The sequence below is a fragment of the Niallia circulans NBRC 13626 genome, assembly GCF_001591585.1.
GTDB lineage: Bacteria > Bacillota > Bacilli > Bacillales > Cytobacillaceae > Niallia > Niallia circulans.
The window spans coordinates 122527-145431 of record NZ_BCVE01000004.1 but is presented as its reverse complement, the minus strand read 5'-3'; the positions used below and the strand labels follow the sequence as shown (position 1 = coordinate 145431).

The window sequence follows — 22905 nt, the reverse complement described above, 5'->3', positions numbered from 1 at the left end:
ATAAGGAGTGAAAGTCGATGACAGTGGAAAATAGAGTTCCTATCCTAATAGAAGAGGCAATAAGCAGAGTGATGGAACACAAGAGAGAAGGAGAAAAGGAATATGTTTCAATCTATCATTGCAATGGCCGTTATTTAAGTGAAGATATAAAGGCAATACATGATGTGCCTAAATTTAATCGTTCCAGCTATGATGGATTTGCATTACGAGCAAAGGATACAAATGGAGCATCATATGAAATGCCTGTTGAGTTTGAAATAATTGATGAAATTGGTGCTGGGCAAGTTTCGACCAAAAAAATAGGTGAGTACCAAGCAATCAGGATTATGACAGGAGCCATGTTACCACGTGATGCCGATGCAGTAATCATGCTTGAGAAGACGGTAGAGCGGAAAAAAAATGGCCAAACATATATAAAAATAGATCATATGTTACATAAAGGAGAAAATATCTCTTTTCAAGGAGAGGATGTAAAAAAGGGGGAAGTCTTATTAAAAAAAGGAACTAAAATCAATCCAGGAGTAGTGGCGGTTTTAGCAACATTTGGTATAGAACAAGTTCCAGTTGCCAAAAAACCAACTATAGGTTTATTTGCAACTGGAACGGAATTATTGGAAGTGCATGAGGAACTGGAGGAAGGAAAAATAAGGAACAGCAATGCCTATATGATACTAGCACAAATTGAACGAGCAGGAGCGGTTCCTCGCTATTTCGGCAAGTTGCCAGATGTCATGGAAATAAGTTTTGAAGCTATTCGCCAAAAAATAGATTCGGTTGATATGTTGATAACAACAGGTGGTGTTTCAGTTGGCGATTATGATTTATTGCCAGAAATTTACCGTAAGCTTGGAGCAGAAGTTCTTTTTAATAAAATTGCAATGAGGCCTGGCAGTGTCACTACGGTAGCGAATTTAAATGGTAAATTATTATTTGGACTTTCAGGGAACCCATCTGCTTGCTATGTTGGTTTTGAGTTATTTACAAATCCGATCATAAAAAGCCTTTTATTTATAGAAAACCCGCGCTTACCTATTGTGGACGCGGTATTAAAAGAGAATTTCCCAGATGCCAATTCCTTTACTCGACTTATTAGAAGTAGGGTATCTATTGTAAATGGAAAGATAGAAACTCGGACTAGCGGTATGGACAAATCAAATATTGTTAGTAGTTTGGCATCTGCCAATGGGCTTACAATTTTGCCAGGAGGGGAATCTGGATACAAATGTGGGGATATAGTAAAGGTAATACTGTTGGAAGAGGTTCAGAATCAATTATTATTGTAGATCGGAAAAAGAAGAGCATTTTCATCTAAGAGACTGCTCTTCTTTTTAATTTTTTTAAGGGATCATCCAAGAAAGTACATTGTGTTGCAGGAAAGTAATGAGACATACTATTAATAGTAGGAATACACTATGTTTTAAGGTAAAGCGTAGTAGCTCGGATTCTTTACCAGCAAGACCAACAGCTGCACAAGCTACAGCGATAGATTGTGGAGAAATCATTTTTCCTGTAACTCCTCCACTTGAGTTAGCTGCAATAGCAAGGACAGGATCCATACCAACAGACAATGAAGTTACTTTTTGCAGATTTCCAAACATTAAATTGGCAGATGTATCAGAACCAGTAATAAATACACCAAGCCAACCCAATACGGGAGAAAAGAATGGAAATAAAGCTCCTGTCTTAGCTAAGGTCATTCCAAGTGTTGTCGACATACCAGAGGCATTTGTTACATAGGCAAAACCGACTACAGACGAAATGGTTAAAATTGGAAATTTTAACTCGTGAAGGGTTTCCTTTGCTGTAGCATACACATCTTTCCAAGAAAGGCGGGCAATATATTTTGTTACAATACAAGAAAATAAAATGGCAGTTCCGGCAGCTCCTAACACTTCTAATTTGAAAATAGCTGCAACTGCTTCACCAGTGCCATTAATAATTTTATTGTTAAGTAATGGAACTTCTGGCAGAAAAGTCAATCGTTCCCCCAACCCATTAATACCTTTTAAAATAAAATTTGTCCCTTCATAATGGCCAGTTAGTGCATTTTTTATAACAGGTATCCCCCAAAGGGAAATGAAAGCAGTTAATACTAAAAAAGGAGACCATGCATGAAAAATCTGACCAGGAGAGTATGTAGGATCTGGAGCTTTTTTTATCTCAGCTGAAGCGGCTGTTTCTAATTCACCTTTAAATCGGAAAATTGTTTTTGGTTTCCAGAACTTTAGTAAAATAACTAATGCAAATAAGGAAACTAACGCAGATAAAATATCAGGCAATTCAGGTCCGAGGAAGTTAGAAGATAAATATTGTGTAAGTGCAAATGATATACCTGATACTAAAATAGCGGGAAGTACTTCCCATACACGTTTAAAACCCGCCATAATAATTACAAGATAAAACGGAATGAATACGGAAATAAAAGGCAATTGTCGACCAACCATTTTAGATATTTCAAAAGCCGGAATACCAGTTGGTCCCTCAACAGCAGTAATTGGGATACCTATCGCTCCGAATGCAACAGGTGCCGTGTTAGCTAATAAACAGATGCCTGCAGCATATAATGGATTAAAGCCTAATCCAGCTAAAAGAGCAGCAGAAATAGCAACAGGTGCTCCAAAGCCAGCAGCGCCTTCTAAAAATGCCCCAAATGAGAAAGCTACAAGCAATGCTTGAAGTCTACGATCCTCTGTAATAGACAAAATAAAATTTCGTATGATAGAAAATTGTCCGCTTTTCACTGTTAATTTATATAAAAGCACTGACGTGACAATAATCCAGCCAATAGGTAATAAGCCATAAACAATGCCTTGGCTCGCAGACATAATACTCATTCCAATAGGCATATTGAAAGCGGTTACGGAAAGGAGTAAAGCAAGAAGCAGGGTTGTAATTCCAGCCATATGTCCCTTCATGCGTTTGATGGCAAGTGCCCAAAAAAAATATAAGATTGGAATTACGGCAACTATCGCGGATAATGCTAAATTGTCGCCAACAGCGGTGAAGTCTTGAGTAAACGTCATTATTTCAGCCCCCTTAATTTTCTACTTACGATTTCTTTCTAATGAATGTTTGATCTAAATTATCAGATGAAGTAATCGTTATCATAAATAAATTGTAAAATATTAGGTCATCTGATGACTCGATGAACCTATTATAAAATGAGAGTTTTTAAAAAACAACATAAAATTGACAATATTATGTCTTTTTTTATGCAAAATGTAACTTTTAGCAGTATAATAACAATAAAAAGGATGAACGCGTTGGAGGTAGAACGATGGAATTTAAGCAGATCCGCCCAAAAAAAATTTATGAAGAAATTGCAGAAGCCTTGCATGAAGGAATTCGCTCAGGAGCTTTAAAGCCTGGAGAAAAGTTGGCATCTGTACAGCAGCTTGCCGAAAACTTCCAAGTAAGCCGTTCAGCCGTTAGGGAAGCACTTTCCGCATTAAAAGCTAAAGGTTTAATTGAAATGAAGCAAGGGGAAGGTACTTATGTGAAAAGGTTTGAAGCCGATCAAATTTCTTTTTCTTTTCCTACAGCAATTTTGATGAAGGAAAAAGATCTAAATCACCTCCTTGAAGTAAGAAGGATTATGGAGGTAGGTGCTGCAGCTGCAGCAGCTGCAGCAGCGAATAAACGTACAAACGAAGATTTGCAAAAAATGAAACAGGCGCTAGAAGAAATGAAACAGGCAAATGGAGTAGAAGAATTAGGTGAAAAGTCAGATTTAAACTTCCATTTAGGCGTAGCAGCAGCTTCACAAAATCCTTTGCTGGTAAATTTATTGCTCAACGTTTCGGATATTATGCAGGAAGCAATGAAAGAAACAAGACGTTTATGGCTGTTTTCTAAACAAACAACAACGGAACGACTTTATGAGGAACATCTTACTATTTATGAGTCTATTTTAGAAAGAAACGCGGAAAAAGCGAGTGAGGCGATGCTTTATCATTTACAAAAGGTAGAAGCAGTGCTTCAAAAGTATTTTGCTGAAAAAGAACAGAAGGTATGATCCGCTATTGGAAAATTGATATTTGCATTTTTTATTCTTGCAAATTTTAGCGACAAAGTCTATATTAATGAAAACGCTTCATGGAAATATTTATTTAAAATTACTGTAATGAGGATGGAACATAAAATATATAGGACTTGGTATAAACCGCTGTTTATTTAGACATACATAATCTCAAATGTCTCACTAATCCCAGCTGAGTATGCTTGTGTTCTGGTTGTTCTAACCTTCCAACTAATTCATTTTTCTAAAATCTACTAATTTTTGGGAAGTAGTCTAAATAAGCAAAATCAATAGGGGGGAAGTATGTAACTCTTTTTATCTATTTATCGTGAGTCAGTCTTATTGTAAACGAGTCATCTGATGACCTGTTCATAGGAATATAAACATCAAATGGATAGTACATTTATTCTTAAAAAGGGGGATATTTAGGATGAAAGTGACATTATTTGCTACATGTCTAGTTGATATGTTTCAAAGTGATGTGGGGAAAGCAACGGTTGAACTGTTAGAAAGACTGGGATGTGAAATCGATTTTCCTACGACACAAATATGCTGTGGGCAGCCATCTTATAATAGTGGGTATGTAAAGGAAACAAAGGAAGTGATGAAAACAATGATGAAATCCTTCCAAGATGCAGAGTATATTGTCTGCCCCTCTGGTTCTTGTGCCTATATGTTCCATGAGTATCAGCATATTTTTAAAGGGGATCCAGTATGGGAGCCGATTGCAAAAGAACTTGCCGCTAAAACTTTTGAACTAACACAGTTTATTGTAGATGTCTTAAAAGTAGAAGATGTAGGTGCAACTTTCAAGGGGAAGGTTACCTACCATACATCCTGTCATATGACGAGATTACTAGGGGTTAAAGAGGCTCCTATTAAGCTATTAAAAAATGTGAAAGGAGTAGAGTATACGGAATTACCATTAAAGGAAAATTGCTGTGGTTTTGGAGGAACTTTTTCTGTGAAAATGGGGCAAATATCTGAGCAGATGGTGGACGAAAAAGTAGCCTGTGTAGAATCAACGAATGCCGAGTATGTAGTTAGTGCAGATGCAGGCTGCTTGATGAATATTGGGGGAAGAATTGATCGAAAGGGTAAACCAATTAAAGCATTACATATAGCAGAAATTTTAAATAGTCGAGCATAACAGAGGGGATGATAAGCTATGTCGATGAAAACAAGTTCACAAAAATTTAAAGATAGAGTGTCGACAGAACTAGAAAATGACTTTATGCGTGGGGCTGTCTCCAAAGCACAGCAAACGATTCAAACGAGAAAAAATAATGTGACAGAGGCGATGGGAAACTGGGAGGAATGGCGTTCGCACGGGGAAGAAATTCGCCAGCATGTTTTAGAAAATCTGGATTATTATTTATATGAATTAAGCGAACAGGTGGCAAAACGTGGCGGTCATGTCTATTTTGCAAAAACTGCAGCAGAGGCAAGTGCCTATATTGAACAAGTGGCAATAGATAAAAACGTGAAAAAAGTAGTAAAAGCAAAGTCAATGGTAACAGAGGAAATTTCGTTAAATCAAAAGTTAGAAGAGGCAGGGTGTGAAGTAATTGAAACCGATTTAGGGGAATATATTCTGCAAGTAGATGACCATGATCCTCCATCTCATATTGTTGTTCCGGCATTGCATAAAAATAAAGAACAAATCCGGGATGTATTCACAAAAAAATTAAACTATACAAATACAGAAAAACCAGAAGAATTAGCATGGCATGCAAGACAAGTACTTCGAAATGAATATTTAACTGCAGATATGGGAATTACAGGCTGTAATTTTGCTGTAGCAGAAACAGGTTCGATTACACTCGTAACAAATGAAGGTAATGCCGATTTAGTTGCAGCTCTTCCAAAAACACAAGTTGTCGTAATGGGAATGGAGCGCATTGTTCCCACTTTTAATGAAATGGAAGTATTAGTGGGAATGTTGACAAGAAGTGCCGTTGGCCAAAAGCTTACAAGTTATGTAACAACATTAACGGGTCCAAAAGAAGCTGGGGATGTGGACGGACCAGAGGACTTTCATCTAGTGATTGTAGATAATGGACGTTCAGATATTTTAGGTGGAGAGTTTCAATCTGTTCTCCAATGTATTCGCTGTGCAGCCTGTGTAAATGTTTGCCCTGTATATAGACAGGTTGGTGGACATTCCTATGGCTCTATTTACTCTGGACCAATTGGAGCAGTACTTTCTCCACTGTTAGGCGGATACGAAGAATATAAAGAGCTTCCCTATGCTTCTACTCTTTGTGCAGCATGTACAGATGCATGCCCAGTTAAAATTCCGCTTCATGAGCTGCTCCATAAGCATCGACAAGTAATTGTGGAAAAGGAAGGGAAAGCCCCCATTTCTGAAAAAATGATATTCAAAGCATTTGGCATCGGTGCTTCTTCGCCAAAGCTGTATAATATAGGCTCGAAAATAGCACCAGCTGTGACGAAACCATTAGTAAAAGGAGACAAAATTACAAAAGGGATCGGAATGTTAAAAGAATGGACAGATATTCGTGATCTTCCTGCCCCAAATAAAGAGAGATTTCGTGATTGGTTCAAGAATCGAGAGAAGGGGGAAGGACAATAATGACAGGAACAATTCACAATAGAGATGCTTTTCTTGAAACCATTGCCTCGAGATTAGGCAGACAAAGAAAAACAAAACTTGAAAGGCCGAAATGGAATTATTACCCACAAGAAGAAGTGCTTAAAGATGCGACAAAGGATGAGTTAGTTGAAGTATTAAAATCCCAATGCACACTTATTCATACAGATTTAGTCATTACTTCACAAAAGGAATTGAAGCATACACTTCATCATTTAATAAAAGAGTTTGGCGGAGGAAAGGTTGTTACTTGGAAGGATCCACGTTATCAGCAATATGGATTAGAATCACTATTTAAAGAGAAACTGCCTGATGAAAATATCGATGTATTTGAATGGGATGCCTCTTTAGGAAAAGAAAATATTTCCAAAGCAGAACAGGCGAATATAGGGATTACCATAAGTGAACTTACGTTAGCGGAATCAGGTACAGTTGTTGTGTATAGTGGAAAAGATCGTGGCAGAACAGTCAGTTTTTTACCTATAAATAGTATTGTAATCGTTCCAAAAAGTACAATTGTGCCAAGAATGACTCAAGCAGCAAAAGTTTTACGGGAAAAAGTACAAAACGGAGAAGTACTCCCGTCTTGTATTAATTATATTACAGGGCCAAGTAACTCGGCAGATATTGAAATGGATTTAGTGGTTGGTGTCCATGGCCCTGTAAAAGCTGCCTATATTGTGGTAGAAGATCTATAGATAAGCATTTTGTGAAAATTTCTGACACCACGAGATAAAACCCTCATATGATGATGTTGTTAAATGAATTTCTATTGACGTAATTTTAGGAAGAAAATGAGAGATGAATTTTTGATTAGCATGTTTTTTATAAAGTTTGCTGTTTAGTGCTAGCAGTCTGAATACACTTTCCTTTCGGTAGTCACTCGAGTATTTTCGAAGACTAGAATGTCTCTAAAAGCTTACATAGGAGTCTAAGTGTATTTTGGCTGCTTTGTTTTTGATAAATTGCTTTATAAAATGGCATGTATGCAAGCTAAATAAATTTGCAATTTCTGATGTTAATATTTTTGTCTAATTCAAATCCGCTTTGTTTCTTAATTATTCTTCACCAATCATGGAAAATATTATCCCCATATACCTTATTAATTATCAGAAAAATAAGAAAAATATCACTTTTATGAAAAAGTGTTGATTTTATATGCAGTAGTTTTTATAATAAGAGAATCTTAGATTAATAAATATAAATAAAAATGATTAAATATACATTTATAGTCGAAAGGAGGAAGTTATGAAAGTATCTATAATCGGTACAACAGGATATGGTGGTGCAGAATTAATCAGAATTTTGCATAGTCATCCTTCATTCACAATTAAGTCTGTACATACAACAAGAGATGAAGTCCCAGTATGGAATGAATATCCTCATTTATTTAATATAATGGAAAACAAACTAGAACCAATTAATCCAGAAAAAATAGCAAAAGAATGCGATATTGTTTTTTTTGCTACTCCTACAGGTGTATCTGGAAAGCTGGTTCAAGAATTCGCAGATAAAGAGATTCAAATGGTTGATTTATCTGGAGATCTTCGCTTAAGGAATACAGACGATTATCAGAAATGGTATAAAAAGGAGCCTGTTTCCACAGACCTTATTAATAGCTTTGTTTATGGGCTTTCTGAATGGAATAAAGAAAACATTGCTTCCAGTACGAGAATATCTAATCCGGGATGTTATCCGACTGCTACGCTCTTAGGATTAGCACCCCTAGTAAAAGAAAACATGATATTGCCAAATAGTATTATAGTGGATGCTAAATCTGGTATTTCTGGAGCGGGAAGGAGTCCTTCAAGGGCTAATATGTATGCTGAGATGAGCGAAAATTTAAAAATTTATAAAGTGAATGAACATCAGCATATTCCAGAAATAGAGCAGCAGTTAGCTGATTGGAATTCTGAGTCGAAAGCTATTACTTTTTCTACCCATCTTTTGCCGGCAAGCAGAGGAATAATGGCAACTATATATGCTACTTTAAGTAAAAGTGTCACAAATGAGCAAATCCATGGTTTATATACAGAAATTTATACAAACAGTCCTTTTGTACGAGTGAGACCACTTCATACCTATCCTTCGATAAAAGAAGTTACAGGCTCTAATTTTTGTGATATTGGAATAAATGTGGATGAACGTACTGGCAGGATAACGATTGTATCGGTTATTGATAATTTAATGAAAGGGGCTGCGGGTCAGGCCGTTCAAAACGCAAATATTATGAATGGCTATGAGGAAACAGCTGGTTTGCAGTTTCTGCCGCTTTACCCATAAGGAGGAGCCGACGTGCAGATTATGAATAATATTCAATCCCATATAGAAGAAATAAAGGATGGGAGTATAGTAACACCAATTGGCTATAAAGCTGCAGGTGTTCATGCTGGACTACGGTACAACAAGAAAGATATTGGCGCAATAGTAAGTGCCGTTCCAGCAAATTGTGCCGCTGTATACACAGCAAGTCACTTTCAAGCTGCACCATTAAAAGTAACGCAGGAATCTATTGCCAAAGAAAAACGAATTCAAGCAATTGTCGTAAATAGTGCTTGTGCAAATGCCTGTACAGGAGAAAAAGGCTTAAAGGATGCCTACGAAATGAGAAAAATTATGGCAACTTATCTTCAAATAAAGGAAGAATATGTGGCAGTTTCTTCAACAGGTGTAATTGGTGAATATCTGCAAATGGATAAAATAAAAGAAGGAATTAATCAATTAATCTTTCATTCCACTCCACAAAATGCAGAAGCATTTCAAGAAGCCATTTTGACAACTGATACAGTAATGAAAAAATGCTGCTTTTCTGCAACTATTGCGGGGGTAACTGTTACGATGGGAGGAACAGCAAAGGGATCTGGTATGATTCATCCTAATATGGCAACAATGCTTGGATTTATTACGACAGATGCAGCCATCCCATCGGAAGTTCTTCAAGCTGCGTTAAGTAAGGTGATTCCTACTACCTTTAATCAAATTACAGTAGACGGAGATACTTCTACAAATGATACAGTCCTTGTACTGGCAAATGGCATGGCAAAAAACGAACCTCTTACCGAAGAACATCCTGATTATCCGGTCTTTTTGGAGCTTTTATCTACAACATGTGAGAGTCTGGCTAAACAGATTGCTAAAGATGGTGAAGGGGCAACAAAGCTAATTGAAGTAAAGGTTTCAGGAAGCAATAATGACGAAGAAGCACGCGTTATTGCTAAACAAATAGTAGGATCTAATTTAGTGAAAACTGCAATTTATGGATCAGATGCTAACTGGGGAAGAATTATCACCGCTATCGGTCAAACAAAAACAGCCGTTAATCCATCAAGAGTAGACATAGCGATTGGCGATATCCTTATGCTTAAGGAAAGTGAACCACAGTCGTTTTCAGAACAAACGGCAATCGAGTATTTAAACCAAGATTTTATTCAGATATTTGTAGATTTGCATAATGGCAAAGGCGAAGGAAAAGCCTGGGGCTGCGATTTATCTTATGATTATGTCAAGATAAATGCCAGCTACAGAACTTGAGGTGATACCTAGTGAAAACCATTGTTATAAAATGTGGCGGAAGTGTAATCGATCAACTAACTTCAGAATTTTTTACTAGTTTAAAAAGGTTAAAGAATAAAGGCTATCAACTAGTTTTCGTCCATGGAGGCGGTCCCGATATCAATGAAATGCTTGATTATTTTCAAGTGAAAGCTGCCTTTCATAATGGACTCCGTAAAACGACGAAAGAGGCGTTAGAAATAGTCGAGATGGTCCTGTCAGGCAAAACAAACCGTAAGCTTGTTCAGTTATTAAGAGAACATGACTTGAATGGGATTGGCCTTAATGGAACAGATAATAATTGCATAAAAGCTTCTCTTATTGATGAAGAAAAGCTTGGACTCGTCGGGGAGGTATCCGAAGTTAATATCAGGTTGATTTCCTCCCTTTTAGAGGAAAATTTGATTCCCGTCCTAACACCATTAGGGATTACAGAAGACGGAAGAAAATTAAATATTAATGCAGATTATGTAGCATCAGCAGTTGCGAAGTATTTACATGCCGAACAATGCCTTTTTGTAACAGATGTAGCAGGAATTTTAATAGATGGAGAACTTCAAGCAAGAATGGCACAAGAGGAAATCACTCATTACATCAACACTGGACAGATTAATGGGGGCATGATTCCGAAGGTTACCTCTGCTATCGCAGCACTGGAGAGTGGATTAAATAGTGTTATGATTATATCAGGAAAAAAACAGTTTTTTGATGGCGAAGAATTAATCGGAACAAAAATTGTTGTGAAAGAAGGGATTGTAGAATGAGTCATTTATTCCCAACCTACTCAAAGTGGGAAATAGAGCCAGAATCTGCGCAGGGGAGTTATTTGTATAGTAAGAATGGTGGCGTTTATTTAGATTTTACTTCAGGAATAGGGGTATGCAATTTAGGACATTGCCATCCAGAAGTAAAAGCTGCTGTTGAGCATCAATTAAATAAATTTTGGCATGTTTCCAATCTTTTTCCATTAGCTGTGCAGGAAAAGGCAGCAGAAATATTAACGAATGCATCTGGATTGGATCTTGTTTTCTTTGCGAATAGTGGGGCAGAGGCAAATGAGGCAGCCATTAAACTGGCAAGAAAAGCAACGGGAAAAACAAAAATTCTTACTTTCAAGCAATCCTTTCATGGAAGAACCTTTGCAACAATGTCAGCAACTGGACAGGATAAAATAAAGCAAGGCTATGGGCCGATGCTGGAGACATTTGAGTATGTTCCATTTAACGATTTAAATGCATTAAAAGAACAATTAACAGAAGACGTAGCTGCCGTGATGCTTGAAGTAGTGCAAGGAGAAGGCGGTATATATGTAGCTTCTCAAGAATTTTTACAAGGTGTTGAAGCACTTTGCAAAGAAAAGGGTGTCTTGCTGCTAATTGATGAAATTCAAACAGGAATGGGCAGAACAGGAAAAGCATTTGCCTTTCAACACTTTGGTATTAAACCAGATATTATTAGTGTGGCAAAAGGAATGGCAAATGGAATTCCAACAGGAGCTATTGTGGCAGATGGAAAGCTAAAGGAATTCTTTGGTCCAGGCAGCCATGGTACCACATTTGGAGGAAATCCTTTAGCGATGGCAGCAGCTATTAAAACAATGGAAATAATCTTTGAACCAGCTTTCTTAGAAGCAGTCGAGAAAAAAAGTGAATGGGTATTTAGCCTTTTAAAAGAAAAATTAGCCGGAAATCAACATGTAAAGGACATTCGAGGTTTAGGATTGATGATTGGAATTGAATTGGATATACCCGTTGCTTCTATATTAGGAGAATTAAGAAAAGAAGGCTTAATCGTTTTAAATGCTGGGGAAAAGGTTATACGTTTATTGCCAAGTCTTAATACTTCACCGGAAGATTTTATTAAGGGAATGGAAATAATGCAAAAAAGTTTAAATATTCATGCAAAAGTAACAATCTAATGTGTATTTTTTTGCATGATAATGTATAATTATAAGAAATAAAGAGTAACTATACATTCATTATAGAGGTGTTAACAAATGGAAGGTTATCTTCACTTAAGCAATGGTGTGAAATATAAAGGCGATTTCGTTACAAATAGCGATGCCAAAGAGATAAAGGGAGAAATCGTATTTTTCACTGGAATGACAGGATATCAGGAAGTACTAACAGATCCTTCCTATAAAGACCAAATTATTGTTTTTACGTACCCGTTAATTGGAAACTATGGCATAAACAAAGAAGATTTTGAAAGTAAAAAGCCGCATGTAGCAGGTGTTATTGTATATGAATCGAATAGTGACGCATTTCATTATCAAGCTGAATATTCCTTACAGCAATATTTAAATAAATGGAATATCCCAATGCTAGCACATGTTGATACCCGTTCTATTGTAAAAAATATAAGAAAATCTGGTTCTATGCCAGCCATTATAACAGAAGAGAAAGAAGTTTCTGTACCAACATTTGCTTTAAAGGAGGATGTTAAAGTAGCAAAGGTTTCGGAAATGAACTTTCAAACGTATGGGCAGGGTGAATATCATATTGTCCTTGTTGATTTTGGAAAAAAGGAAAGTATGTTAACAGCATTATTAGAGCGTGAGTGTCAAGTAACGGTCGTTCCCTATAATACACCATTTACTAGTATTAAATCACTGCAGCCTGACGGCATTCTCTTATCAAATGGACCTGGGAATCCAAAGGAGTTAATCAGTATTTTACCAACGATTAAAGCAGTGATTAAGCATTACCCAACTCTTGGTATTTGTTTAGGACATCAGCTTGCAGCATTAGCTTTAGGGGCAGAAACTACCAAACTATCATTTGGACATAGAGGAGCCAATCATCCTGTAATGGATCGGAAGAAAAAGAAAGTGATTATGTCCTCTCAAAATCATAGCTATGTAGTAAAAGAAGAAAGTCTATCTGCTACAGGTTGTGAAGCAAGATTTTATAATCTTCACGATGGATCAGTAGAAGGGCTGTCTCACAGCATTTATCCACTGCAGACGGTACAGTTTCATCCAGAGGCAAATCCAGGTCCTTCAGAAGGATGTTATATATTTGATGAATTTATAGAAAATGTTAAAGCAAATAATGGGAGAGTTTTTGCATATGCCTAAAGACACGACGATAAAAACCATACTTGTAATAGGCTCAGGACCAATTGTAATTGGTCAGGCAGCTGAATTTGATTATGCTGGCACACAAGCATGCATGGCTTTGAAAGAAGAAGGATATAAAGTCATCCTTGTAAATAATAATCCGGCAACGATAATGACAGATGAAACTTTTGCTGATTCGATTTATTTTGAACCATTGACAGTAGATGTTTTAGAAAAGATTATTCAAAAAGAAAAGCCTGATGGAATTCTTGCTACTTTAGGAGGGCAAACGGGATTAAATCTGGCATTTCAATTGAGTGAACAAGGCATCTTAGAAAAGTATCAAGTAAAATTGCTGGGAAGCTCTATTGAATCAATCAAAAAGGGAGAAGATAGAGAAGCATTTAGAGAATTAATGTATCAATTAAATGAACCAGTACCAGAAAGTAAAATTGTGCATAAAGTCGAAGAAGCGATAGACTTTGCAAATGAAATTGGCTTTCCTATCATTGTTCGTCCTGCCTATACCTTAGGTGGAACAGGCGGTGGTATCGCTGGGGATATGGAAGAATTCATTAGTCTAGTATCTGGCGGTTTGAAGGAAAGTGCCATTGGTCAATGCTTAGTGGAAAGAAGTATTGCTGGCTTTAAGGAAGTAGAATATGAGGTAATGCGTGATAGTATGAATACATGTATTACCATTTGCAATATGGAAAACATCGATCCAGTCGGAATTCACACGGGCGATAGTATTGTTATTGCTCCGTCCCAAACATTAACAGATGTAGAATATCAAATGCTTCGTTCTGCTTCTATTAAAATCATTTCTGCCCTAGGAATTATAGGTGGATGCAATATCCAATTTGCACTAGATCCGAACAGTAAGAAATATTATTTAATTGAAGTAAATCCAAGGGTGAGTAGATCATCCGCCCTTGCATCAAAAGCTACTGGGTATCCGATTGCTAGAATGGCTGCAAAATTGGCAGTTGGTTATTGTCTCAATGAGCTAATAAATCCAGTAACAGGAGATACATTTGCAAGCTTTGAACCGGCATTAGATTATGTCGTAGTAAAAATACCAAAGTGGCCATTTGATAAATTTCCTACTGTATCAAGAAAACTCGGCACGCAAATGAAGGCGACAGGAGAAGTAATGGGAATAGACCGCAATATGGAGCGGGCCTTGCTAAAAGCAATCCATTCTCTTGAGATAAAGGGAAATGATTTAACCCTTCCAGAATTAAAGCATATGCCAGTGGAAGTGTTATACGAGAAAATGCTGGAACAAACGGATGAAAGATTTTTTATTATTTTAGAACTAATTAGGAAAGAGGAGCCACTTGCTAAAATACATGATTTAACAAAAATCGATTTATTCTTCCTTCATCGATTTAAAAGATTGATTGAGATGGAGAAAGAAATATTCCATACTTCCCTCCAAACAGTAACAAAAGAGAGTTTACTGAAATGGAAAGAAAAGGGGTTTAGTGATGCTTTCTTAGCAAATGCGTGGAATTGCTTTGAAAAAGAGGTAAGAGAAAAACGCAAACAATTACAAGTGATGCCTATTTATAAAATGGTTGATACTTGTGCAGCAGAATTTGAAGCAAAAACTAATTACTACTATTCCAGCTATTATGGTGAAAATGAGCAAAATAAAAGTACTAAACGAAAAGTACTTGTTATCGGCAGTGGTCCCATCAGAATTGGTCAAGGGATAGAGTTCGACTATTGCTCGGTTCATGGCGTATTTGCCTTAAAAGATGAAGGTCTGGAAACAATCATTATTAATAATAATCCAGAGACCGTGAGTACAGATTTTGCCACGGCAGATCGTCTATATTTTGAACCATTAAGCGTGGAAGATATTATGAATGTTATCGAATCAGAAGGGATAGAAGATGTCATTGTCCAATTAGGGGGTCAAACTGCTCTTAATGTAGCAAAAGAACTGGAATCCTATGGTGTCCATATTCTTGGAACAAACAGTGACACAATCGATGTTTTAGAAGATAGAGATTTATTTTATAAGCTATTGGAAGAAGAAGATATTCCTCATATCCAAGGAGATATCGCAGAAAATGAGCAGCAGATTATTGCTTCAGTCCAGAAGATAGGCTATCCAGTTCTTATCCGTCCATCTTATGTGATTGGCGGTAAGGGAATGGAACGGATAAATAATGAAGCAGAATTACAATCCTATTTACAAACAGAGGTACCTTACCCTGTCCTTGTTGATCAGTTTATGGAAGCTTCAGAAGCAGAGCTGGACTTAGCAACAGATGGAGTCGATATTTGTGTTCCAACGATTATGGAACACATCGAGAAAACGGGAGTACATTCAGGAGATAGTCTATCTATATTGCCTGCTAAAAATTTATCAGTAAGCGTAAAAGAAAAAATGATCACTTACGCTAAAAAGATTGTTCAGCATACAGGCTATAAAGGACTAATGAACATCCAGTATATCATCAATAAGGAAGAGGTATATGTATTGGAAGTAAATCCTCGCGCTAGTCGAACAGTACCGATTGTAAGCAAAGTAACTGGTGTACCATTAGTACAAATTGCGACAAAAATATTGCTTGGGACATATACATTGACCGAAAAAGAAAAAACATATTCGGATGATATAGAATTTACTTGTATTAAGTATCCTGTTTATTCCAATTATGCTTTAAAAGGGCTAGATTCTAAATTGGGACCAGAAATGCGTTCTACAGGAGAAGGAATTGCACTTGCAGAAACGCTAGAAGATGCGTTGAAAAAAGTATTTCACCCTACTTTAAAGAAACTGCCAAAGCAGGAGATGAAAATTGTTTTAAAAACAACAGAAGATCTAGCAGATCTTTATGATAAAGCAGACCAAGTCCAATTATCAGTTGAAATCGCTGATAACCAATCAGTAGAATCGTTACTAGCAGATAAGAGTACGGTTGCCTTTTATAATCCAACAAACTTACAAGAAGATCGACAATCTCGCGAATTAGCAACGAGAAATCGTATTATTACCTTCACGCAAAAAGAAAGTCTCGAAGCATTTATTTCCTCTTTTAAAGGAAAAGACATAACCGTTCATTCGATTCAGGAATGGCATACAAATATAAGAAAAGGAGTGAGTACAGTATGATGATTACATCTAATCTAGATTTAAAGGGAAAAGATTTATTAACATTGGCTGACTATTCAAAAGAAACAATCCTTGAATTATTAGATAAGGCGAAGGCAATAAAAGAATCCCACTTAAAGGGAGAAATAATTGCCCCTCTAAAAGGAAAAACATTAGGAATGATTTTTGAGAAATCATCAACGCGAACAAGAGTCTCCTTTGAAGCTGGGATGCTTCAGCTGGGAGGGCATGCTCTATATTTAAATAGTCGAGATCTGCAAATTGGCAGAGGGGAGACTATTTCAGACACCGCAAAAGTGTTATCCCAATATGTAGATGCCATTATGATTCGTACTTTTTCTCACGATATTGTCGAAGAATTAGCAGAGCATGCAACCATTCCTATTATTAATGGATTAACGGACTTATATCATCCATGTCAAGCATTAGCAGATTTACTTACTTTATTGGAAGTAAAAGGGAGTTTGGAAGGTCTAAAGCTTGCGTATATTGGTGATGGAAATAATGTGGCTCATTCTTTACTTATCGCTTGCTCGAAAGTAGGGGCAGATATTTCCATTGCGACACCACCAAATTATGAAGTCGATAAAAAAGTGGCGGAACTAGCCTATTCTTTTGCAAAAATAAGTGGCAGTAAAATTGTCCTTACTCATAATCCTATAGAAGCTGTTCGGGATGCCGATGCCATCTATTCAGATGTATGGACCAGTATGGGGCAAGAAGCGGAGAATGAGCAGCGTTTAAAAGATTTCCAAGGCTTTCAAATTAATGCAGAATTAGTGAACCATGCAAAATCGGATTATATTTTTTTACACTGTTTACCAGCCCATCGTGAAGAAGAAGTAACATCAGAAATTATCGATGGAAGTCATTCCTACGTCTTTCAGCAGGCCGGCAATAGATTACATGCCCAAAAAGCATTATTGGTGGAAATTTTAAAATAATTTGTATGAAGACTGTTAACAGATATATTGTGTGTTAACAGTCTTTTTAGGTTATTTTTTTAAAATAGATATGGACTTATAGCATGCTCGAATGAAAATGTATTTATTCCAATAAAAAGCCAGTCATTATTTTCCGTAATGTTCACTTTGAAAAAAGGTAATACTAATAAGCAGTTAAGTAACACATATTTGCTTCGTGTTTACTTAGCTTTTGAATTGGTAATGGATAAAGGAGGAGTTTATTTTGGGTCAAAATAGACAGTTTCGTCCAGGGCAAAAGGCACCAAACAATGGATTGTATATAGAAATTGGTGAAACCGGAAGTAACGTAAATAATCCTCAAATGCTAAAACTGAAAGCTGGAGACCGCTTTCCAGAAACATCGAATCATAATCGATTATGGACATATCAAAGAAAACCATAATAAGTTAACCCCAATATTATACGATGATACCCATACTCGTATAATGATTTAAAAAGGGATTTCTCTAAAGAGTCTGCTTCATGATGATTATCTCCTTGAGATCATTGTTTTGAATATACTCTTTGTCCAAGAGAGATCCCTTTACATATGGATAAATTATACTATAATAAAAACAAAGGTCAAAAAAGGTCAAAAAAAGGAGTCTTGTAAAATGAACGTAGAGCAGATGACAGAAAGAGTCCAACTAGCCATAACTGAAGCACAATCCCTTGCAAGAAAAGAAAGTCATCAAGAAATAGATGATATTCATTTATTTATGGCAATTCTTCATCAACAGGATAATTTAATGACGGCCATTTTAAACAAGTTACAAAAAGATCCAAATAGAGTGAGCGATAAATTAGCGGAAGAATTAAAGAAAAAGCCACAAGTATCATTTAGTGGTTCTCAACAAGGTACGGTATATATAACTGCTGGTTTGCAGCAGCTTTTAATGAAAGCAGAAGAAGAGATGCGGGAATGGGAAGATGAATACTTATCTGTAGAGCATCTTATACTGTCAGCCTATAAAGTAGAATCCTCTGCAATAGGAAGAATATTGAAAGAGGAAGATATTTCATTAGCGGAAATAAAGAAAGTAATAAAAGAGATAAGGGGGACACAGAGAGTGACAAGCAAAAATCCCGAAGCGACATATGAAGTACTTAGTAAATATGGACGAGACTTAGTAGAAGAAGTAAAGTTGGGCAAGCTTGACCCAGTGATTGGTCGTGATAATGAAATTCGTAATGTAATCCGTATACTATCAAGAAAGACCAAAAATAATCCTGTTTTAATTGGGGAACCGGGAGTGGGAAAAACGGCTATTGTAGAAGGTTTAGCACAAAGGATCGTTCGAAAAGATGTCCCAGAAGGCCTAAAAGATAAAACTATTTTTTCTTTAGATATGGGGGCATTAGTAGCAGGAGCTAAATTTAGAGGCGAATTTGAAGAACGTTTAAAAGCTGTTTTACAAGAAGTGAAAAATAGTGATGGCAGAATCATCTTATTTATTGATGAATTGCATACAATTGTCGGGGCAGGAAAAACAGATGGTGCAATGGATGCAGGAAATATGCTTAAACCGATGCTGGCAAGAGGAGAGCTTCACTGTATTGGTGCCACAACATTAGATGAACATCGTCAATATATTGAAAAAGATCCTGCACTTGAACGCCGCTTTCAGCAGGTTTTAGTCTCGGAGCCGACAGTGGAAGATACGATTGCTATACTAAGAGGACTCAAAGAAAGATTTGAAATTCATCATGGTGTAAATATTCAAGATCGTTCTATTATTGCAGCTGCAACTTTATCGGACAGGTATATAACAGAACGCTTCTTGCCGGATAAAGCTATCGATTTAATAGACGAAGCTTGCGCGATGATTCGTACAGAAATCGATTCGATGCCAATTGAAATAGATGAACTAACAAGAAAAATTATGCAGCTTGAAATTGAGGAAGCGGCATTGCATGGAGAAGAGGATGAGCAAAGTAAAGCGAGACTTGCGGTTATTGCAAAGGAATTAGCTAATCTCAGAGAACGTTCTAATGTCTTAAAAGCAAAATGGCAGCAGGAAAAGGATGCTTTACAATCCATCCATGAGAAAAAAGAACAGCTTGAACGAAAAAAGAGAGAGTTAGAGGATGCAGAAAATAATTATGATTTAAATAAAGCAGCTGAGCTAAGACATGGCAGCATTCCAAAATTAGAAAAAGAAATTAAGGAGATGGAAGAAAAGACAAAACAAGGACAAGAGAACCGTCTCCTTCGAGAAGAAGTGACAGAAGAGGAAATTGCCAATATTGTTGCAAGGTGGACTGGGATTCCTGTATCCAAGCTAGTGGAGAAAGAGAGAGAAAAATTATTACGCTTAGAAGCAATTCTGCAAGAAAGAGTGGTTGGCCAAGCAGAGGCAGTGCAGTTAGTCAGTGATGCAGTATTAAGAGCGAGAGCAGGAATAAAAGATCCAAACAGACCAATTGGCTCCTTCTTATTTTTAGGACCTACAGGTGTTGGGAAAACGGAACTTGCCAAAACCTTAGCGGCAACGCTTTTTGATAGTGAAGAGCAAATGATTCGTATCGATATGTCCGAGTATATGGAAAAACATGCTGTGTCTCGTTTAATCGGTGCTCCTCCAGGATATATAGGCTATGAAGAAGGGGGACAATTAACAGAAGCAATCAGAAGAAAACCATATTCTGTTGTCCTATTAGATGAAGTAGAGAAAGCTCATCCAGAAGTATTCAATATTCTGCTTCAAGTTCTTGATGATGGCAGGATTACAGATTCGAGAGGACGAACAGTGGACTTTAAAAATACAGTCATCATCATGACATCCAATATTGGTTCCCATCTTTTATTAGAAACGGGAGAAGCAGAGGAAATACCCGAAGTAATAAGAGAAGGCGTTATGAATCAATTAAATGGACATTTTAGACCAGAATTTTTAAACAGAATTGATGAAGTTATTTTATTCAAACCTTTATCACTCGGAAATATTAAAGATATAGTATCCAAGCTAGTTGTTCAATTACAAGCACGCCTTACAGATCAGCATATCACTATTGATATGACGGAAAAGGCGAAAGAATTTGTTGCAAGAAATGGGTTTGATCCAAAATTTGGAGCAAGACCACTTCGTAGATATTTACAGAAAACAATTGAAACACTGCTGGCAAAAGATATAATTGCTGGTAAAGTAAAAGAAAGTGATCATGTTTTAATTGATGAAGAAGAGGAACAAATAATTTTAAAACATACTTTGTAATTTTCGACTATTAAGTGTTTGTAACAGCCTGAATACAATTGGACAAATTAGTAAATATTTGTATTCAGGCATTTTTTTATGGCTGCAATAAAAAGGTGATTAAACAAAATACACGAATAGAATTCCCCTATTAGTGCATATATTTAATCACCCAATCTTACGATATACAGATTTTTAATGAGAACCTTTTTCATGAGCAGGTTCATCTGGAATAATTGCTGATAAAATGAAAACTAGTACGGAAAAGACAGCTGTCAGAATTAGCCCCATTGAAAAATTAAAAGGAACCCCATTCATTGAACCAACAACATAAACTAACATTTGAGCAAGTAAAAATGTCCAAAAAATTGTCATTATGTAACGCAACCGAAATCACCTCTTTATAGCTTGCTTATCATAACCATCTTACCACATCGAAGCTAAATAATAAATGTGAATGATAGAGCTTTCTTAAATTCTTCACTTTTTCCATTATAAATAGTATTTCCGATTATGTTAATATGTCATTCCTTTAACAGAAATAGATAAAAAATCTGATTATTTTCTGAGATGACTCCGCATTTCTTCTTGAAATATAGGCAAACTCCCTTACGTTTTAATAAAAGAGACATACATTATTAGAAGGAAAATGCTAAAAAGGAGTTTTTAAGATGGAGAACCGGAACTTCCTGTTAGATACCGAATGGAACATGATACATTATCCTCATCGACCTAATGGTTTCGGTATCTTAATAATTGGAGACGAAAGAAATTATGTAACCGACAGTAATAGTTTTTGGAACCAAAATGAAGGAAAGCGGAATTTAATTGAATCGTTACGGGATAATGGATATACGATATTTTATTCCAATCTATATGGAAAGAACTGGGGCAGCGAAAAAGCTTTGCAATTGGCGAAAAGATTATATGAACATATTATTCGAACAGAAATATTAAACCAGAGAATTCATATAATTGCTGAAGGAATGGGGGCACTGACAGCGATCCAATTAATGATGGAGATGAAAGACAATATTCGATCTGTTGTTTTGCTAAACCCAATTTTATCTTTAAAAGAACATTTAGATAGAGAGAAAGAGCATAAGTTTTTTATAAAAAAGTTAACGAATGAGATAAGTATCGCTTTCAATACCAATAAGCAGGAGTTATTCGAAGTAGTAAAGGATAAAAAGGAGTATCAGTTAGATGAGGCTGAAATCCCAACTAAAATAATTCATATTTTGCATAATGGTAGATCTTATTACCAATCAAATGGATTAAAAAAAGCTTCTGTAATTTGGGAAGAAAAAGACCTGCCTATTTTTGTATCCTATGTATTACCAGAGAAAAGGAGTGCCATTCCGAAACAAATTGCAACGTTTTTTAAGAAATATGAGAAGACACTTTGAAAGAAAAGATGGTGTTCAAGTAGCAAAGGCTATATTAGAACACCATCTTTTTTGAACTTTTCATATGAAAATGGCTTCTGAAGAAAGCTTTTATTAAGCAGATGAAATAATTGTCTTTTTTACTGCATATGATACATTAAGTAATTTTAAGGGGAGGCTTCTTCATGAAGAAAGCTGTAATATTTGGCGTTTATCAGTTTGTGGGCTTTCATATATGCTCCACCTTACTAGAAGAAGGAGAGGAAATAATCGGCATCTCCTATCCGGAAATTTCGATAGAAGATTTAGAAGATAAGAGAATGGAAATTGGGCGCAATGCGAATTTTAGTGAGAAAAGCTTGGATAAGCTCCCTTTTATTCTCCAAGATCCAAATGTACAACATATATACTTTGACCTCTATACAATAAAACAAATATCAATATACGAAAAGATCCAAAATCTGTTTTCAAATTTTCGAGACAAAGAAACGAGCTGCGGTAAAAAGTTGACATTTTTAGTGAATATTACTTCTAGAGAGGCAGAAAGAGATTTTACAACCTTTTTAAAAGATAATTTAGTTGACCATGATATACAAGTAATCCATTTACCAACACTTTATGGTCCATGGCAGCCAAGTGATTTTTTATTTCAACAGATTGTAGAGGGAAAAGAGAAGAACGATATTCAGTTAAATGTCCGCGAGTATACAATGGATGCAATTTTTATTGAAGATGCGGTAAGGGAAGTAGTAAAAATGACAACGAAAGGACAAAATAATGATATTCTATTAAAGAGTAAGGAAATAAACCATTGGCAAAGATGCTTAGAACAATTACAATGGGATATACCAAAAACAAAAAGGGTTCTGCAATTATCTCGAAATTTACAAGAAGTAATCATTGAAAACAAAGGGACAATAGAGGATAACATAGAAAAGCAAAAGAAGCATTACGTATTTAATAGAATTTAGTAGTATTAT

The 22905-nt window shown here is 36.2% G+C and carries 18 protein-coding genes; 16 read left to right on the top strand and 2 right to left on the bottom strand.

From position 1 onward, the window contains the following. The first annotated feature begins 17 nt into the window (after positions 1 to 17). Entirely contained in the window at positions 18 to 1283 is a 1266-nt protein-coding gene (locus BCI01S_RS06690) for a molybdopterin molybdotransferase MoeA (RefSeq protein WP_047942496.1), read from the top strand. A 54-nt stretch (positions 1284 to 1337) separates the two neighbouring features. Here BCI01S_RS06690 and BCI01S_RS06685 read toward each other — a convergent pair whose 3' ends face one another. After that, on the bottom strand, positions 1338 to 3023 hold the full coding sequence (locus BCI01S_RS06685; protein ID WP_061797477.1) for an L-lactate permease: 1686 nt from the start codon (positions 3021 to 3023) through the stop codon (positions 1338 to 1340). Positions 3024 to 3277: 254 nt separating this feature from the next. On the opposite strand from BCI01S_RS06685, the gene BCI01S_RS06680 reads away from it, so the two are divergent. The 13 genes from BCI01S_RS06680 (at position 3278) to clpB (ending at position 20558) form a co-directional block, all read left to right on the top strand. Further along, entirely contained in the window at positions 3278 to 4015 is a 738-nt protein-coding gene (locus BCI01S_RS06680) for a FadR/GntR family transcriptional regulator (protein ID WP_061797474.1), read from the top strand. Between the two features lie 433 nt (positions 4016 to 4448). Then, entirely contained in the window at positions 4449 to 5168 is a 720-nt protein-coding gene (locus BCI01S_RS06675; RefSeq protein WP_047942491.1) for a (Fe-S)-binding protein, read from the top strand. Between the two features lie 18 nt (positions 5169 to 5186). After that, the gene (locus tag BCI01S_RS06670) at positions 5187 to 6614 is read left to right on the top strand and encodes a LutB/LldF family L-lactate oxidation iron-sulfur protein (protein WP_047942489.1); all 1428 of its coding nucleotides are present in this window, start codon (positions 5187 to 5189) and stop codon (positions 6612 to 6614) included. Then, complete coding sequence (locus BCI01S_RS06665; RefSeq protein ID WP_047942488.1) at positions 6614 to 7330, top strand: LutC/YkgG family protein; 717 nt, start codon at positions 6614 to 6616, stop codon at positions 7328 to 7330. The genes BCI01S_RS06670 and BCI01S_RS06665 overlap by 1 nt, the downstream gene beginning before the upstream one ends. 550 nt (positions 7331 to 7880) lie before the next feature. Further along, the gene (gene argC / locus BCI01S_RS06660) at positions 7881 to 8915 is read left to right on the top strand and encodes an N-acetyl-gamma-glutamyl-phosphate reductase (protein WP_047942487.1); all 1035 of its coding nucleotides are present in this window, start codon (positions 7881 to 7883) and stop codon (positions 8913 to 8915) included. Between the two features lie 21 nt (positions 8916 to 8936). Further along, a complete protein-coding gene (gene argJ / locus BCI01S_RS06655; RefSeq protein ID WP_144545354.1) occupies positions 8937 to 10163 on the top strand; it encodes a bifunctional ornithine acetyltransferase/N-acetylglutamate synthase in 1227 nt (408 codons plus the stop codon). An 11-nt stretch (positions 10164 to 10174) separates the two neighbouring features. After that, positions 10175 to 10948, top strand: coding sequence for an acetylglutamate kinase (argB, locus tag BCI01S_RS06650; protein ID WP_047942484.1), 774 nt, complete (start codon positions 10175 to 10177; stop codon positions 10946 to 10948). Then, positions 10945 to 12102: an acetylornithine transaminase gene (gene argD / locus BCI01S_RS06645; RefSeq protein WP_047942482.1), complete on the top strand. Its 1158-nt coding sequence runs from the start codon at positions 10945 to 10947 to the stop codon at positions 12100 to 12102. The genes argB and argD overlap by 4 nt, the downstream gene beginning before the upstream one ends. Before the next feature lie 78 nt (positions 12103 to 12180). Continuing rightward, on the top strand, positions 12181 to 13263 hold the full coding sequence (locus BCI01S_RS06640; protein WP_047942481.1) for a carbamoyl phosphate synthase small subunit: 1083 nt from the start codon (positions 12181 to 12183) through the stop codon (positions 13261 to 13263). Beyond that, positions 13256 to 16378, top strand: a complete 3123-nt coding sequence (gene carB / locus BCI01S_RS06635) for a carbamoyl-phosphate synthase (glutamine-hydrolyzing) large subunit (RefSeq protein ID WP_047942479.1) — start codon at positions 13256 to 13258, stop codon at positions 16376 to 16378. Before BCI01S_RS06640 ends, carB begins: the two co-directional genes overlap by 8 nt. Beyond that, a complete protein-coding gene (gene argF / locus BCI01S_RS06630) occupies positions 16375 to 17322 on the top strand; it encodes an ornithine carbamoyltransferase (RefSeq protein WP_095258834.1) in 948 nt (315 codons plus the stop codon). Before carB ends, argF begins: the two co-directional genes overlap by 4 nt. Before the next feature lie 244 nt (positions 17323 to 17566). Continuing rightward, a complete protein-coding gene (locus BCI01S_RS06625) occupies positions 17567 to 17746 on the top strand; it encodes a YjzC family protein (RefSeq protein ID WP_047942478.1) in 180 nt (59 codons plus the stop codon). A 211-nt stretch (positions 17747 to 17957) separates the two neighbouring features. Next, positions 17958 to 20558: an ATP-dependent chaperone ClpB gene (gene clpB / locus BCI01S_RS06620; protein WP_061797471.1), complete on the top strand. Its 2601-nt coding sequence runs from the start codon at positions 17958 to 17960 to the stop codon at positions 20556 to 20558. A 174-nt stretch (positions 20559 to 20732) separates the two neighbouring features. On the opposite strand, the gene BCI01S_RS06615 is transcribed toward clpB, so the two are convergent. Next, a complete protein-coding gene (locus BCI01S_RS06615) occupies positions 20733 to 20912 on the bottom strand; it encodes a YjzD family protein (protein WP_235844452.1) in 180 nt (59 codons plus the stop codon). 296 nt (positions 20913 to 21208) lie between these two features. Between BCI01S_RS06615 and BCI01S_RS06610 the strand changes: the two genes are divergently transcribed. Both BCI01S_RS06610 and BCI01S_RS06605 read left to right on the top strand, forming a co-directional pair. Next, a complete protein-coding gene (locus BCI01S_RS06610) occupies positions 21209 to 21946 on the top strand; it encodes a lipase family protein (RefSeq protein ID WP_061797466.1) in 738 nt (245 codons plus the stop codon). A 164-nt stretch (positions 21947 to 22110) separates the two neighbouring features. Beyond that, positions 22111 to 22896: a Rossmann-fold NAD(P)-binding domain-containing protein gene (locus BCI01S_RS06605; RefSeq protein WP_047942473.1), complete on the top strand. Its 786-nt coding sequence runs from the start codon at positions 22111 to 22113 to the stop codon at positions 22894 to 22896. Positions 22897 to 22905: the final 9 nt, after the last annotated feature.

Coding starts and splice junctions, on each gene's coding strand:
- BCI01S_RS06610 (WP_061797466.1), top strand. CDS start 21,209: ATGGAGAACCGGAACTTCCTGTTAGATACCGAATGGAACATGATACAT.
- BCI01S_RS06615 (WP_235844452.1), bottom strand. CDS start 20,912: ATGACAATTTTTTGGACATTTTTACTTGCTCAAATGTTAGTTTATGTT.
- BCI01S_RS06675 (WP_047942491.1), top strand. CDS start 4,449: ATGAAAGTGACATTATTTGCTACATGTCTAGTTGATATGTTTCAAAGT.
- clpB (WP_061797471.1), top strand. CDS start 17,958: ATGAACGTAGAGCAGATGACAGAAAGAGTCCAACTAGCCATAACTGAA.
- argD (WP_047942482.1), top strand. CDS start 10,945: ATGAGTCATTTATTCCCAACCTACTCAAAGTGGGAAATAGAGCCAGAA.
- BCI01S_RS06640 (WP_047942481.1), top strand. CDS start 12,181: ATGGAAGGTTATCTTCACTTAAGCAATGGTGTGAAATATAAAGGCGAT.
- BCI01S_RS06670 (WP_047942489.1), top strand. CDS start 5,187: ATGTCGATGAAAACAAGTTCACAAAAATTTAAAGATAGAGTGTCGACA.
- BCI01S_RS06680 (WP_061797474.1), top strand. CDS start 3,278: ATGGAATTTAAGCAGATCCGCCCAAAAAAAATTTATGAAGAAATTGCA.
- carB (WP_047942479.1), top strand. CDS start 13,256: ATGCCTAAAGACACGACGATAAAAACCATACTTGTAATAGGCTCAGGA.
- argC (WP_047942487.1), top strand. CDS start 7,881: ATGAAAGTATCTATAATCGGTACAACAGGATATGGTGGTGCAGAATTA.
- argJ (WP_144545354.1), top strand. CDS start 8,937: ATGAATAATATTCAATCCCATATAGAAGAAATAAAGGATGGGAGTATA.
- BCI01S_RS06690 (WP_047942496.1), top strand. CDS start 18: ATGACAGTGGAAAATAGAGTTCCTATCCTAATAGAAGAGGCAATAAGC.
- BCI01S_RS06605 (WP_047942473.1), top strand. CDS start 22,111: ATGAAGAAAGCTGTAATATTTGGCGTTTATCAGTTTGTGGGCTTTCAT.
- BCI01S_RS06685 (WP_061797477.1), bottom strand. CDS start 3,023: ATGACGTTTACTCAAGACTTCACCGCTGTTGGCGACAATTTAGCATTA.
- BCI01S_RS06665 (WP_047942488.1), top strand. CDS start 6,614: ATGACAGGAACAATTCACAATAGAGATGCTTTTCTTGAAACCATTGCC.
- argF (WP_095258834.1), top strand. CDS start 16,375: ATGATGATTACATCTAATCTAGATTTAAAGGGAAAAGATTTATTAACA.